Raw genomic sequence first — 13,917 nt, forward strand, 5'->3', positions numbered from 1 at the left:
TTCGCGTAGAAGGGTCGAGATGAACAAGGCTGATAGGTACCTGCAGGCCGGTACCCGGGAAAACACCCGGCGCAGTTACCGCGCCGCGGTAGAGCACTTCGAAGTGACCTGGGGAGGGTTTCTGCCGGCGACTGGCGACGGCATCGTCCGCTACCTGGCCGAATACGCGGACAAGCACACCATCAGCACACTAAAGCAGCGCTTAGCTGCCCTGGCCCAGTGGCACATCACTCAGGGATTTCCTGATCCAACGAAATCGCCGAACGTACGGCAGGTGCTTAAGGGCATCCGGACATTGCATCCGGCCCAGGCGAAACAAGCGGCCCCTCTCCTCCTGAACCACCTGGAGATGGCAGTGAGTTGGCTTGAGCGCGAGGCGAATCTAGCCGCTGAGCGGAATGACTACCGAAGCGTGATGAAATGTCGACGTGACATTGCATTGGTGTTGATTGGGTTTTGGCGAGGGTTTCGCGGGGACGAATTGGCGCGACTACAAGTCGAGCATACTCAAGCGGAGGCCGGTGTCGGCATCACGTTCTATTTGCCTTACACCAAAGGCGATCGACAGCACCAGGGGACGACGTTCCATACCCCTGCCCTCAAGAAACTATGTCCTGTGCAGGCTTACATGAACTGGATCACCGTGGCCGGCATTGCTCACGGCCCCGTGTTCAGGAAGATCGATCGCTGGGGCAATCTAGCTGACGATGGTATCAACCCCCATAGCTTGATTCCGATGCTCCGTCGGTGCTTCAGGCGAGCCGGAGTGCCTTCCGACATTTACAGCAGCCACTCAATGCGGCGAGGCTTTGCAACCTGGGCCTCAGCAAATGGCTGGGATATCAAGTCGCTGATGAGCTATGTAGGTTGGAAGGATGTGAAATCGGCGTTGCGGTATGTCGACGCCGGCGGCTCATTCGGTGGGCTGGCTTTACGAGCCCCGGTGACGCAGCTGGATTCACCTTGAGCTTCATAGCAACTTGCTGGGAAATTTGAGCGCTGGTCTGAAAGGAAGGAGTAACGCTATGGGATGGTTTACCGATAACCGCTCAGAGCTTGAGAAAAATAGAGAGAAGGCGTTCGTCAACGCCATCAACAACCTCAAGACCCTTGCTGTCACCAGCGATGGCGGGATGTCTATTGACCCTATCGAAATTCAAGGCAAGATCATCAAGGCTCGCCTTGAGCTGAAGCGTTTCGTGAAGTGAGCGGTTCTCTCCACCCGAGCTACAAGGCTCGGTTTTCTTTGTTTCTTTACATCCATTACTGAAAAGCGCCAGTAACGGCCCAAGGTTGCTGCTCATCGCACAGTGTCAGCTTCACACATCAGAGAGAATGCCGTGTCCGATACAAAAATGCTGACAGCCCGAGAGGTTTACCAAGTGCTGCGTGACTCGGCTATGGCCTCACGAACAATGCGCCGAGTCACCGAGGCTAGCTGGAACGACATCTACTGTGGGTTAATGACCGTGGAAGTGGATGGCTGGGTTATTACATTCTTCAATGATGCTGGCGACCTCGACTACTGTGATAGCTGTTACTCCCCGGACGGTAGAAAGTATGACTTCAGTTCAAACGACGCTCTTGATCCAGTCGAGCTGCTCACCACTGACGAGCACCGGCAGCTCGAGGATCTACTGCGTAACATCTGATCCTCTTACAGACCTTGAGTGATCACAGTTCACGCTTGGTATCGGGCGACCTAAACGCAAGGTCGCCCAGCAAGAGATTCTGATTCTAAAATTCAGATCATGAGAAATCCGCCGCCAGGACTGCTGTTCATAACGGTAGTCTCCAATACGTCCAAGGGTTTACATTCCAGCGCTTCCATCAAAGTGTTCGCGAGCCACACAGCGTCGTGCATGCTGAAGGAATAGCACATAAACTCGAACACAATCTCCACACCACCATCTTCCATCGAATAAATGCGAACCTTCTCATGTGCATCATCCGTACCGGCTGGCATGTCAACAAAGTAAACCTCCTTATCGGATACTTTGCAGGTGAATTCCCCCTCAGCGATGTATCTCCATCGGCCTGATATTCCTCCTCGGTAGTTGCGCTCAAAAATACTTTCCCTAGCGTTCGGCGTTAATACATATCCAGCTAGATTTCCTACGAGAATGAACACCGCATCATAAAGGCAGCGAGCAAGCTCCTCGGCTACAGCACTGGCGAAACTGGTTTCGATAATATCCAGCTGAAGTTTGATCCTGCCTTCACCATCCTTGGAGACATTGCATCGATAGCGATCGTCATATTCCCGATCTCGCCAGCATGTGAGCTTGCGCTCCGCAAAAAATGGAGTTCGTTTCACTTCAACTTTGGACATCATTTTCTCCGTTATTAGGCTCTTTGAAGTAACAACGGATGCTTGCCTCGCAAACTTTAGCGAGATGAGAAAATTTAATTCTTGATCATGTAAACCCGGAGTGGCTTCACTCGGCCAGTCAAACAGGCGCGCGACAATGATTGGCGCGTGCCCCTGCCAGGGCCGGCTGTCGTGAACCAAGCCTGGCGCAAGTACCAGTCTTGGCCCTGCGGGCTCCATCCTCACGCCTCCCGGCCATTGGCCTGCGCGCTCCGCTTACCGTTGGCTTAACCCGTAATCTGCATACCGACCACAGCGCTGCTAGCACTCACAATCGATGCCTCGCTTTGCAGGAATCATCAGACAGGTCAGGTGCAGCGCAATACGGACATTCGTTAATGACCCCAAAAAGGGTCATTAGGTGAAAAAAGCGAGGTTAGTGACCCATTTAGGGGTCATTAAAGTGACCTTGCAGCCGCGGCGTAGCTTAAGGGTATGCTCGTAGGTTACTGATAACGCTAAAGAAACATTTTTTTAGTTTGCAGGTTTCGCCTTGACTCCCCGTCGGCAGTGGTCTTACCTTCAATCATCAACGACGGTAGGAGAAGAGAAATGCGCCACCTTTCCTCGCTCAAGCTAGCTCGTGCCATACCTGACCCTGACAACGATCCCGGTGTCTTCATCGTCTACAGGATCTTCGGCTGTATTCAATCAAAAGATGTGAACCTTAAGGATTTGCCCCACCCTGCTATGCAGCGCTTCGCAGTGATCAATCCGCAGCGTGTGGATGATGAAGTGTTTGAGATTCTGGAGGCTGCACGTGATATTGGTGCTTTAGCGCCAGTCAAGCTTATGGACGTGGGCGTTAAATCTCTCTATCTCCTCCTTGATACAAAAGTAGACAGCACCATCTTTACTGCTATTGAGTCGCTGTGGATGGCCGTAACGGTGGCGAACTCCCATCGTAATATTACCGTGCATTTCGCGTGTGAAAGCGAAGTCTTCTCTGGTCACTCCGATTACCCCTACTGGTGTGGAGCCAAGGAAATTCTTGAGACGGAGGAGCTTGGGCTAACACGAGATGTTCTACCGGTGATATCCGCCCCAGTACATGAAATTGACCGGTCAGAGAAGTTTCGTTTGCGTACAGGGCATGACGCCTACTTGTTGTATTCCAAGATGCTTATGTCCGATATCCAGCCTCTGCCAGGAGGCCGGGACAAAAACAAGAAAAAGCCGGGCCCTATGTCTCTGACGGGCAAAGAGCTTGAAAGGTATTTTGCCTTGATTAATGAGCGCATGCTTAGCGAATCGCCTCGTTCACGTACAAAGGACTACTGTGTAAAACGCGCGCTTTCGGGTAATTCGACCTGGGAGATGTTGGAACCGAAAAAAAGAGGCGCGCGAAAGAATCGCCCACAGTAAGGCCTGGCGCCGAGGAAAGGGTTGCAGCTCACGCAAAAAACGAGCTGCGTTACTTAGTTGAAAGCGGTTGCCGGTTCGGGCACTCACTGCTGGCGATGTCGGTGATGTGCCCCCACCCTGCCCCGATCTGTATCGCGATCTAAGCAGCGCGACGTCCATCCCGCCAATGCAAAAAAATCTTCGATCGCGCTCAAGGTTTTTCAAAACCATCCGTTTTTCATCTGTATGAGCGTGACAAGAAACCAGCTTGATAGCATTCACGTTCGTCCAGCGCTTGAGCGCCGCTTTGTTGTTCACCAACGAAACCAGGTAAACCCAAGCGCAGAGACTGTGAACGTTCGAGCGGCTACACGGGGTCATTCTTCCCTAGCTGGGTTTGTCTGCGACGGAGCTAGGGCGGCATGTAAGCTGTTGCACTATAGACAGCTAGCAGATCGAACCCATATCCGCAGAGCGTGACTTACTAATGTCGCGACAGCGGATGGGGCAACTGCATCGCTTTCACGTAAACACTATGACCAGCCTGTAGCAGTACCCTTCTCTAAGGACATCCATGACCACCGTATTCCAGCGCAACGCCGCCGACGAAATTTCAGACCCAAGTATCCAGATGCCCCACCGAATACTGGAGACATCGACACATCAGTTTCCGATCGATGTTCTCGCCCAGCGCCTTGAGCAGTATCTGGCTGACCCATCGTCTGTCCAAGAAAAATACCCATGGGCAGCGCGGATTGTTATGGGTTTTCCTGTTTCATCCTGGCAGCGGCATCTGGTGTGGCACGTGGGACAAAAAGCTCGATTCATCAGTGCTGTTTGGTCAGGGGCGGGTCTTGGCAGCTACCTCACTAACGAGTGGCTCGGATCTTCTGCTGGGAGCAAAGCACTGGCCGAAAACAGTGAGATCCTGATTGATGGTCAGCAACGGCTGCACAGTCTTGAAGAATATTTTATGGATCGATTGGCGGTTCCGGATGCTCAAGGTCAGCCGAGGACTTGGTCTGAGGTGGGGAATAGCGAGCGCAAGCGGTTCTTGTCGACGATCTTTGCACATTCAACCGTCTGCTCAGACGACGAACTGGCGTTGCGCAAAACGTATGATCTTTACGCTCAGGGTTTAGTGCCTCGCGCGCACGATCAGCGTGCAGTTCAATAGCTTTTAGATAATCTTTTTGCGGCATGCCCCAAGGGGCCGGCTGTCGTGAACCAAGCCCGCGGGTCTTGGCCCGTTGGGCTTCCAACCTCATGCCCTTCGACCATTCTGGCCTGCGCGCTACGCTTGTACGATTGTCTGAGATAGTCGGCGGATGAGCCTACTGGATCTGATATTGACATGCTGACGTTCCCCTCATCACGTGTAGAAGGCCAACTGATCCAAGGTCAAGATCACCTGGAGCGCCTTGATCATCGTGTAGCTCTCACTGTTTGCGGCGCCATGCCCTACCGCGTGCCGAGAACCCGCATCGCCCGCGTGATTGTCTGGGTCGTAATTGGCGAAGGTGTAGTTCAGAAGGTAGCGGTTGAATTCGGTAGTGAGGAACAAAGTTCGAGGGCCACCAGTGCGCTTTTCCGCGCTCGTGATGGCGAAATCCAATAGCACCTTGGTCTTGGCTGCCTTACCGTTAGGCGTCCTGTAAGCAGCGTTTAAAATTCCTTCAATTTCGGTGACCAAGATCTTGATGGCCGTGATGGGTCTGCCCAGATGGAAAGCCTCGACGCCTTCTCGTAGCAAAGCCTCCTCAGGAAAGCTGCGTCCAGCCTGCTGCAGCCCAATCCAAATTCTCAGGTATTAGGTAGCGATTACTGGCATCTGCAAGTCTCTGGTTAGCCATTTCCGCTGCGACCCCGAACAGTAATTTAGAGGAATCTTCACCTGCACTCTGGGTACTGTGTTCAGCTGGTGTCAGCAGCCATTGAGTCGCTTTTGTAGGGTTCATCGTGGCTTTACCATCGTTTACCTGAATGGCTACAAACTCCTGTCGCATGCGCTTGCCCTGCGGGCCTTGCCACAGCAACATTGCGCCGATTAGCGCGCCCTCGCCGAGCTCAGGAGCTTTAAGCATCGCGGCCAAACCACCAAAGTCATACTCGCAGGCTTTACCCAGCAGGTACTGCATCAACTTGGAGTTGAGGTCGAGCATGTGGGTGCCGGGACGGTTGGCGGCCAGCATGCGATCTAAGGTGACGTCCATGCGTTGTGGAGCTTTGCGCGAAAGCCCCATCTCCCGCATCACCTGGTCAGAAAGGCGTATACGCAGTAGCCGCTCTTTATGGCTCCGCTCTGCGATTTCGATGCCGAGCTGATCGAACATTCCCAAGACAAAGCTATAGAGGTGATCAGTGGTGATTTCTAGCTCGTCACGCAGTTCACTTGGGTCGCTGGTAGCGGCGTGGACGAACAACTCTCGCTGTTTGGCGGCAGCGGTACGTGCCTGATTCAAGGCTTCGTCGATACGCTCTCGGGTTCGGTCGATGCCGAGCTTTGTGGCTTCTTGGAGGATGCTTTCAACATCAATAAGCTCCGCGAGCTGACCAAGTATCTCGTCTTTCAGACCATCATTGAACTCATGCTTTTGAACCCCGGCTAAGTCGGTCACCACACTGTCGATACGCTCGTACATCAAGTCGACGATGCTCTGATCCAAGCTATCGGATTGCTGAATGTTGAACACAACAACCTTCTTTTTTTGCCCATATCGGTACAAGCGACCGATGCGTTGTACCAAGCGCATGGGGTTCCAAGGTAGATCATAATTGACCATGACGTGGCACTTGCTTTGAAGGTTGATGCCTTCCCCACCTGCTTCAGTCGAGATCAGGAAACGCCCTTGCTCCTCAAAACGCTTGATGGCTTCGCGCCTGTCAGCATGCTGCATAGAGCCGTTGATAAGATCGACCCGATCACTACCATAGAGGTCGGCCAATGCGTCCCTGAGATAGCTTTGAGTCGTGCGGTATTCGGTAAATATCAGTACCTTCTCGTCAGAATTGGCAGCGTTGATTTTGCCGATAATATCTTCGATGAACAGCTTCAGTTTTAGGTCGTTTGCCTTCAGCGCTGCGGCCTCAGCGATAAGATCCTTAAGCAGTTGCACCTCGCCGGCAAAGAACTCACGAGCATCACTTGTGAATTGCTCCTCCCACTCACCTAGATAGCGCTCATCGCTTGCCTCATCTTCAGCAATAACGTTTTCTTGATCGTCTAGGAGACGCTGAAGCCGATTACATAGGGCCCGGTGAATGGCTGCCGCGCTGGACGCCGCCAGTTTGCGATATACCGTCATTACGAACCCGATGGCGTTGCCCGTACGCCCGAGCGACTCGCCAGCGTCATATCCTTTGCGCAAATAAGCCTGAAGCGTTTTATCGAAGTCTATCGATTCACGGCTGCTTGGCACTTGCAACGCGCTAGTGATCTTGCCTTGGAAAATAAAGTTTCCTTCCGCATCGGTCACATCCGCCTTGTGGTTGCGAAACACCATGTCGTGGAGGATTTCAGGCTTCAGATTGAGCGCTAGGAGCTCGGTACGCCGCTCCGGTCGCAGGAGCTCAAGCAGCGCCACAAATTTGTCCTGCATACCCTGGTGTGGGGTGGCGCTCAGCAACAACATGTGTTTGGTATGGTTGCGCAGGTTTTTCGCCAAATCATACCGTTCAGAGCTATCCAGCTTTAGCCCATATTGGCGGCGACTAAGTCGATGACCTTCGTCAAATATCACCAAATCCCAAGGTTCGGCCTGAAGCAGGCTTTCCAAGTGATCTGCTTGCTTGAGCCGATCCATCGACCCGATGACGCAATCGTGCATCTTCCATTGGCGGGACTCATTGATGAAAAAGTCCTCGCCATAGATCTCGAAGTCTTCGATCTTGAACTTGTGATACAACTCTTCTTGCCACTGCTTGGTCAGGCCAGCGGGTGTGATCAGAAGGATGCGTTTAGCAAGATCTCGTTGCCGCAGTGCATGCAGTAGCATCCCGGTCTCGATAGTTTTCCCCAACCCCACATCGTCGGCTATCAACCAGTTGAAGTTGCCGGAAGCTAGAATGTGATGCACCAAGTGAATCTGGTGGGGCAGCGGCTCAATCTCAAGGTGGGAAAGGGCCCCAGTATTTTCATTCCATACCTTGATGGCGTAGGCCAACATCCGCAGACGCATGCGTTCTGCATCGCGCACTTCGCCTTTCTGGGCGGTGCAAAAGCGATGCTTAACGCCTTTCACTTGCCTCAAATATTGATAGGGCAGCCAATGGCGTTCACCACGCTCAGGGAAATCAACCAACACCTGCTCGCTGCCTGCGAGGATGCGTTGTTGCATGACAACGCCCTGCCCCAGTGAGCGAACTCCGCTGGATGGGTTTTGATCGACCACGTCCATGCCGTTCCTAAAACCCGAGCGCACAGCTGATGCATCTACATAGGCCAGCTTCCTCTCGGGGCTAAACCAGTGAACCTGAAGCTGGTCACCAGACTCCTTAGCAATGGCCATTTTGACGATGCCCCGGCGTTCGCTCTCGCCACCGGGTAAGGTTTGGCTGACCCAGCAGCCTGGAACGTGGGTAAGTCTAAGGGGCTTCATGCGCGGATCCTTCTCCTAACAGCTCAATGCCTAGCGTAGATTGGTCGATAGTCAGTGCGTAAACAGTCGCTAGTGAAGCGCTTATGGATTTACCTGCAGTGCAATCGTCATCTTCGTCCGTGATCTGATCATCCGACTCAACGTCTTCGAGGCATTCAGTTTCTTCAATCTTCTTTTTGCTCTTCTTAGCATTGATCGGTGGCGGCTCTTCCGCGGGGGGCGGCTTGTCACTGAAATAGCAACTCGGCTCTTGCGGGTGCTTGGTAACGAACACGCCGTAGCTGCGCAGAATGTCGGTCTTCTCGATTTCGAGTAGATCGCACATCCCCAAGTCGCTGTACTCTTCAGCAGGCAGACTTCGAGGGTCGCAGAAGTCAAAATGCTGGTTGGCGGGTAAACAACCGTGCAAATTTGCGAACCTGAACCACAGGTATCGCGCGAAGGCCCTAAATGCCCGGCGTAAGGTGTTGTTCTCATACCAGGCAGCGAAAAGGCTTTCCAAGAAAACCTCAAGCTCTTCCACCTGTGGCAATAATTCGAATGAGCGTACGATCAGCAAGGCCATAGGCCAGGAAAGCACTTGGTGAGATAGACGGCTACTGCCCGTTTTGTCAAAAGCGATCCAGTAGATATCGTTCTCGGCCCAAATAACCTTGATATGTGATGCGAGGATCAACTCCTGGGGAGAGAGCCCTTTGTCGATCTCTCTCTCCAGTGCAAGTCGAGTTGCGCCCCAGCCGCTCATAACAAATATCTGCTGAACCAATGGAAGAGTGCTGAGCGGCCAATTGGCGTTCCCGATCAACTCGGCAGCTTTTTGGAGCGCCCGGTCTTCGCGTGAGAGCCGGTCAGCGAAACCGTCTTTTTCTTCGTAAGCTTCGTCGTCTTCGCCGTCAAAAACTTCATCCGGGTCAAATGCATAAGCTGCATAGTCATCGTCAACGTCGCGGAAATCATCAACGACGCTAAGCGCTTCTGGTTCGTACTCTGTCTCAAGCTCGATGATCGACAGGCCGTGCAAACCATGATCAACGTCATAGTCATCTTCCGGCTCCCCTAGCTCGAAGCTCTCCGGGGCGGTCGAAGTGGTCAGATCTAGGCCAGACGATTCATGGCAATCGTCTTCGTCATCCTCAAGGTCGTCTGGAATCTGAAATGTCGAAGGGCTAACGCGGGGCGCTATCGTACGAATCGATTCTAATGAGGATGCGTCAGCTGGTTCAGAGGATGTCGATTCCGGTGACTGGATGACGCGCACTAAATGCGTAGATCTGCTAACCATCTTGACGGTCGTGAGTCCGCTACTCGGCTTCGCAGTGTTCCTAGGGTGGGCGAGTTTGAGGACGTTTTTGGGAGTGGCAGGCGTAGTTAACTCGTTCTTTTCAGCAACAACTCCGGGCATCCCTTCGACAATATCTGTGGTGGTGTTCGGCCCAACGTCGAAAATACTGTTATCGACGCACTCACCATGCTCGGGTGATGTTGATTGAGACGGTTTTTCCCAAGAGAGTTGGTCTGGCTGTGGCAAATACTGAGAGGACGCCTTTTCAATAAAATTGAACGAATCTTTGACTGCCCCCGTCAACGTGTTTCCGGTAGAAGCTGCAGACCCGTCTAATGCGGCCAGAAGACTGGCTGAATCATCGAGAAACGCCAAGTCACTCAGGGTAGGAAGGTCGTCGTATATCGACTCCGCAGAGATTGTTTCAACGAACGCCTGCTTTTGGCGCTTCAGCATCAGGCCACGCTGTTCGGCCTTGGCGCTTTCCGTGGCGCGCCCTTGGAGCTTGTAAACGCGGCCGAGTAGAACTAGATCTTCAGGCTCCTCAAACCTATCTATTGACTCCTGAAGAAGTGACTCGGCCGCGTCCAACTGGCCAGAAGCAACTAGGCTGTTGACGTCTTTAAGCAAGGCCTCATTACCACCCTGCTTACTCTTGGTCGACAGCCCGCCTGTTGTCTGACGCGTTCGGAGACTCAGGATCTGCCCAAGCTTACGCTGGATATCATCTGCAGCCTGATGGTTTCGCAAAAATTCGCTGAGGAGTCGCCTGGCCGCTTCATTCTGACCTTGAGTGACCAATAGGGAGATCGCTTCGAGTAGCCCCTCCGAAGAGTGGCCCTCAAGGCAGGAGCGGATCTCCGTACCCAGAACATGTGGATCGGGCGAGGCATACGCCCAAAGGTGGTCTAGAAGCAGATCCCAATCCATTTTCATTGAACTCCATGATGATACTGGCTCAGCCTCGTAAAATCTGAAGCACAGAAGCGAGAACTGCCTCATAGCTCATATCGTCTTTATAGCATTTACAGTATCCAGATCGAGCCGTTGAGTAAAGGCAAAAAGCCATCAGAGCGTCGGCTTTTTTGTTCGAAGGTCAGTCTCGAGCGTGCACCGCCGGGCACGGCTGTCGTGAACCGAGCCTCGTCTTTGTCGTGACTTGACCCTTAGGACACTTCCATACTTTCGTCTGTGCGCTCTGCTTACCTCTGAACGCAGTTCACGGTGCCATGGACGTCGTGGTCTTTCTGGTCTCCCCAGTGATTGAGTCGCGGTGTTTGGAAGGTGATGAAGCGAATCTCGTTAGCTTCATCACCCCCGCGCAGAACGGCCTTTGCAAACTTCGATCAAGCTAGCTTCTTGCTCATAAACTCTGAAAGCACTTCATTAAGTATCGAGTTCATTTCTCGTGCCGAAAGCCAGCTGGCATTACTTCCTATCTGTGCCTGAAGATCGGCAGCACGATCATTCTGGTGCGCGCATATGAAATACCTTATAGAGCACCTGGCGATTTCAAGCGGCAAATTCTGGGGAGGCGAGGTCTGAGAGACATCTATCGCACCAAGGAGGTATTTGTCTGACGCCAGCGGCAGAATCACGTGAACAAGCTCATCATCCTTATCCATAAACGGCTTGAAGGCTCGCTCGCCTCTCACATGGAACAGTACAACGGAATCTCCCAGAGGCAGGTCGCCAGGCTCAAATTTTTGAACGGAGTAATGGAGCGCGGTGAAGCGTTGAGCACGGGCAGCTGGCGACACGGATTCGTTGAGCACGCCAACGTGACTGCGTCTGACCAAATCCGGTATTGAAGACTTGAAACGATCCAACTGGGCAGGCATCTGAGCGGCAAATATCGCAACGAGGGGCTTAAAGATCTGGTCGAGGATTGACTCGTCCAGGGCGAGCAGAGCTTGAACCTGCTGATGACTGAGGCCTTGCTCGGCTAGGGCCTAGTTAAACACCGGAGAGCCTGGCCTGAAATGATCTTTAGCCAACGCACTGAGGTTCGCAGGGTCTGATAGATGCTCAAGAATGCCACTGGCACATTTATCGACCATTGAATGCATATTCTGGCGCACGTGCCGGCTTTTGATTTCCAGGTGACCTAACAACCCGGGGATCTTCTCGACCACCGCCTCACTAAGATTGCCGGCACGTAGGTTGTCTACCAACGGTGCGTAAACGTCCTGCTCTTCTTCGGTAATTTTATCGTCCAAATCCGGCTCACTGTCGATGGCATAGAAATGCCTTTCGAGTCCTACGTCTTGGATATTTGCGGATCTGGGAGATTTGCTCTGTTCGTACACCCAGCAACGGACGGTTTTTCCGTTACCTGGAATTTTGAACCCTTTTTGCAAAAACCTTGGAATGAAGTGCTGTCGTACCCCTGACATATCGCCCCCTCCTTTTAGTCTCTATGCAATGTTCTCAGACTTAAGCGCCGTGTCATGCCGCCCCGGCGCTTTCAATACGACCAAGGCGTCCACTACGCAACATCATGACCACCAAACGGCAAAAGATTAGGCACTTTCTTCCTCGGCCTGGAAAACCTCGATGAGCTTCTGGTTGTAGTCATCCAGATAGCTCTGAAGCCCGTCCCGGTCGATCAGCCGCACGCCTGCTGTGCCGGCCAACTCTTTTGCAGACTTTGTATAGTAGGAGTTCGTGACTACCATAGCCTCGTCGCACCCGTAAAAAGCTTTAGCCGAAATGGCTTGCTGCACAGCCGCGTTGCCTACAGAGCCAGAGTAGTTCTTAGCCTGGATGACCATGTTTTTGCCGAACCGGGTAACGAAAAGATCTGCGCCTTGGTCAGCCGTCTTCTTGGTCTCTTTGACGTCATAGCCAATGGTCTGGAAGATCTCAACAAGGAAGGCTTCGAATTGGAATCCGTCCATGGCATCCACCAGGTACATGGTGATGAACTGGTTCGGATTGAAATGCTCGAGCTGTGATCCCAGCCGCTCGACGAGAATGTCGAAATAAATCTCCTCGCATAGACTCAAGCCATTCCGAAAAGCCTGCAGCGGAAGGAGTGGTACGCCGGATGTGGTGGCTGATTGGGGATTGAATTGAACATTGGGAAATGGAACGTCATTTTCCCAAAGGTAGTAGTAAAACAAGGCCAAGTCAGACCTGAATGTCGTCCCGGCCTCTTCAATCCAGGAACGTAAGGTGTCGGCAAGATCAGCTCGGATGTGGCGGGTCAACTCTCTCGAGAAGCCTAGGTAGGCAGAGTTGAATGCTGTGGTTTGCAGCAGCTTGTCCAAAAGAGATGGAAGCCCTTCAAGCTCGTCAAAGCCTTTGCGAATCAAGACCTCCCTGAACAGCTCTCTCTCGCTGTACACACCATCCAAACGTGGGCCGGGCACGCCTGCGTCATCGCTGCTACCTGCGCTTTCGCGAGTCGTGTGAATGAAGTTCGTAAAGTATGGCTGCTTCAGCTCCGCGTATTTTCTCAATACGTTGTTCAGAAGATCGTTCAGTTGGGCTTGCTCCTTCTTCTTACCGAAGAAGTCTTGAATCAAACCTTTGGATCTGTATTGAAAGTCGGGATAAAACGAAGGATCCAGTGGAGTGAGGTGCCGCAACGTGAGCTCTGATGATGGTGAAACCTGAGAGCCCATGCACCATGGGCACGCAGTCTCAAAAGTAGTCCTGTTGCATCCATTGCATTGGTAAATCATCGTGCCTGCCCCTTCACGAAGTCATCACGCGGCTTCGCGCGTATCGTGCCAGCGACCATAGCGCAGTGCCATCAACACGTCCATGAACCTATTTTTTTGGTACTAAGCATTAACACTGCGTTTTCCACTACGCGGCTTTACCTCCTGTATGTACTGGGCCGCTCGCTCTCATTAGTAAAGTTCGACTGGGCTCCATGCGAGCGGGAGGCACTCATCCGAGCAGAGGGCCCAATCAGTCTGCACGGCCTCCTCTCCAACCTACCGTCGTGCGCGCAAGACTGTGTTGTGGTTCATCGCCATACCGCTGTCGGGCATGGTCGGTGGCCCGTTCTCCGGCTGGATCATGAACCACTTCACCGGTATCTGGTGCAGCGACAGCTTGTCGCGAAAGTACATCCTCCGGATTTTCCCCAACATTTTCATGCCGATCACCCTGTATTCTCTTGCTCGGAAAGTGAGCAGAAGTAGTTGAACACTTGGATCAGTTTTCGGTCAGCGGCAACACTCCGTCAATCTAGGCATCACAGCCTGATAACTGACCTAGGTCTGCACGGCTAGTCCATGACTGTTGAAAGGGTACAAATGTACTCTTTGGTAGTTCGCCCCCCCCCACACACACAAAACCTTTTATCT

13 protein-coding genes are annotated in these 13,917 nt (G+C 52.7%); 5 read left to right on the plus strand and 8 right to left on the minus strand.

The features are described 5' to 3' along the window. Positions 1-19 precede the first annotated feature (19 nt). The 3 genes from ACIO0C_RS03005 (at position 20) to ACIO0C_RS03015 (ending at position 1,652) form a co-directional block, all read left to right on the plus strand. Positions 20-967 carry a site-specific integrase gene (locus ACIO0C_RS03005; protein ID WP_401307614.1) on the plus strand — a complete coding sequence of 316 codons (948 nt, stop codon included), beginning with the start codon at positions 20-22 and terminating at the stop codon, positions 965-967. A 58-nt stretch (positions 968-1,025) separates the two neighbouring features. After that, entirely contained in the window at positions 1,026-1,208 is a 183-nt protein-coding gene (locus tag ACIO0C_RS03010) for a hypothetical protein (RefSeq protein WP_401307617.1), read from the plus strand. 147 nt (positions 1,209-1,355) lie between these two features. Then, positions 1,356-1,652, plus strand: a complete 297-nt coding sequence (locus ACIO0C_RS03015; RefSeq protein ID WP_401308045.1) for a hypothetical protein — start codon at positions 1,356-1,358, stop codon at positions 1,650-1,652. A 92-nt stretch (positions 1,653-1,744) separates the two neighbouring features. Here ACIO0C_RS03015 and ACIO0C_RS03020 read toward each other — a convergent pair whose 3' ends face one another. Next, on the minus strand, positions 1,745-2,332 hold the full coding sequence (locus ACIO0C_RS03020; protein WP_401307619.1) for a hypothetical protein: 588 nt from the start codon (positions 2,330-2,332) through the stop codon (positions 1,745-1,747). A 591-nt stretch (positions 2,333-2,923) separates the two neighbouring features. On the opposite strand from ACIO0C_RS03020, the gene ACIO0C_RS03025 reads away from it, so the two are divergent. Both ACIO0C_RS03025 and ACIO0C_RS03030 read left to right on the plus strand, forming a co-directional pair. Beyond that, entirely contained in the window at positions 2,924-3,736 is an 813-nt protein-coding gene (locus ACIO0C_RS03025) for a hypothetical protein (RefSeq protein ID WP_401307622.1), read from the plus strand. Between the two features lie 553 nt (positions 3,737-4,289). Beyond that, positions 4,290-4,892, plus strand: coding sequence for a DUF262 domain-containing protein (locus tag ACIO0C_RS03030; RefSeq protein ID WP_401307625.1), 603 nt, complete (start codon positions 4,290-4,292; stop codon positions 4,890-4,892). A 195-nt stretch (positions 4,893-5,087) separates the two neighbouring features. Here ACIO0C_RS03030 and ACIO0C_RS03035 read toward each other — a convergent pair whose 3' ends face one another. The 7 genes from ACIO0C_RS03035 to ACIO0C_RS03065 form a co-directional block, all read right to left on the minus strand. Continuing rightward, positions 5,088-5,468, minus strand: a complete 381-nt coding sequence (locus tag ACIO0C_RS03035) for a hypothetical protein (protein ID WP_401307628.1) — start codon at positions 5,466-5,468, stop codon at positions 5,088-5,090. Positions 5,469-5,475: 7 nt separating this feature from the next. Further along, a complete protein-coding gene (locus tag ACIO0C_RS03040; protein WP_401308047.1) occupies positions 5,476-7,893 on the minus strand; it encodes a helicase-related protein in 2,418 nt (805 codons plus the stop codon). 406 nt (positions 7,894-8,299) lie between these two features. Beyond that, entirely contained in the window at positions 8,300-10,525 is a 2,226-nt protein-coding gene (locus ACIO0C_RS03045) for a hypothetical protein (protein ID WP_401307631.1), read from the minus strand. A gap of 416 nt (positions 10,526-10,941) precedes the next feature. After that, positions 10,942-11,370 (minus strand): hypothetical protein, encoded by a 429-nt coding sequence (locus ACIO0C_RS03050; RefSeq protein WP_401307634.1) that lies wholly within the window; start codon positions 11,368-11,370, stop codon positions 10,942-10,944. Between the two features lie 177 nt (positions 11,371-11,547). Then, positions 11,548-11,991: a DUF4238 domain-containing protein gene (locus tag ACIO0C_RS03055; protein ID WP_401307637.1), complete on the minus strand. Its 444-nt coding sequence runs from the start codon at positions 11,989-11,991 to the stop codon at positions 11,548-11,550. A gap of 126 nt (positions 11,992-12,117) precedes the next feature. After that, a complete protein-coding gene (locus tag ACIO0C_RS03060) occupies positions 12,118-13,284 on the minus strand; it encodes a restriction endonuclease (RefSeq protein ID WP_401307640.1) in 1,167 nt (388 codons plus the stop codon). A gap of 258 nt (positions 13,285-13,542) precedes the next feature. Next, positions 13,543-13,707, minus strand: coding sequence for a hypothetical protein (locus tag ACIO0C_RS03065; RefSeq protein ID WP_401308058.1), 165 nt, complete (start codon positions 13,705-13,707; stop codon positions 13,543-13,545). Positions 13,708-13,917 lie beyond the last annotated feature (210 nt).

The organism is Pseudomonas sp. NPDC087336 (genome assembly GCF_044744285.1).
GTDB lineage: Bacteria > Pseudomonadota > Gammaproteobacteria > Pseudomonadales > Pseudomonadaceae > Aquipseudomonas.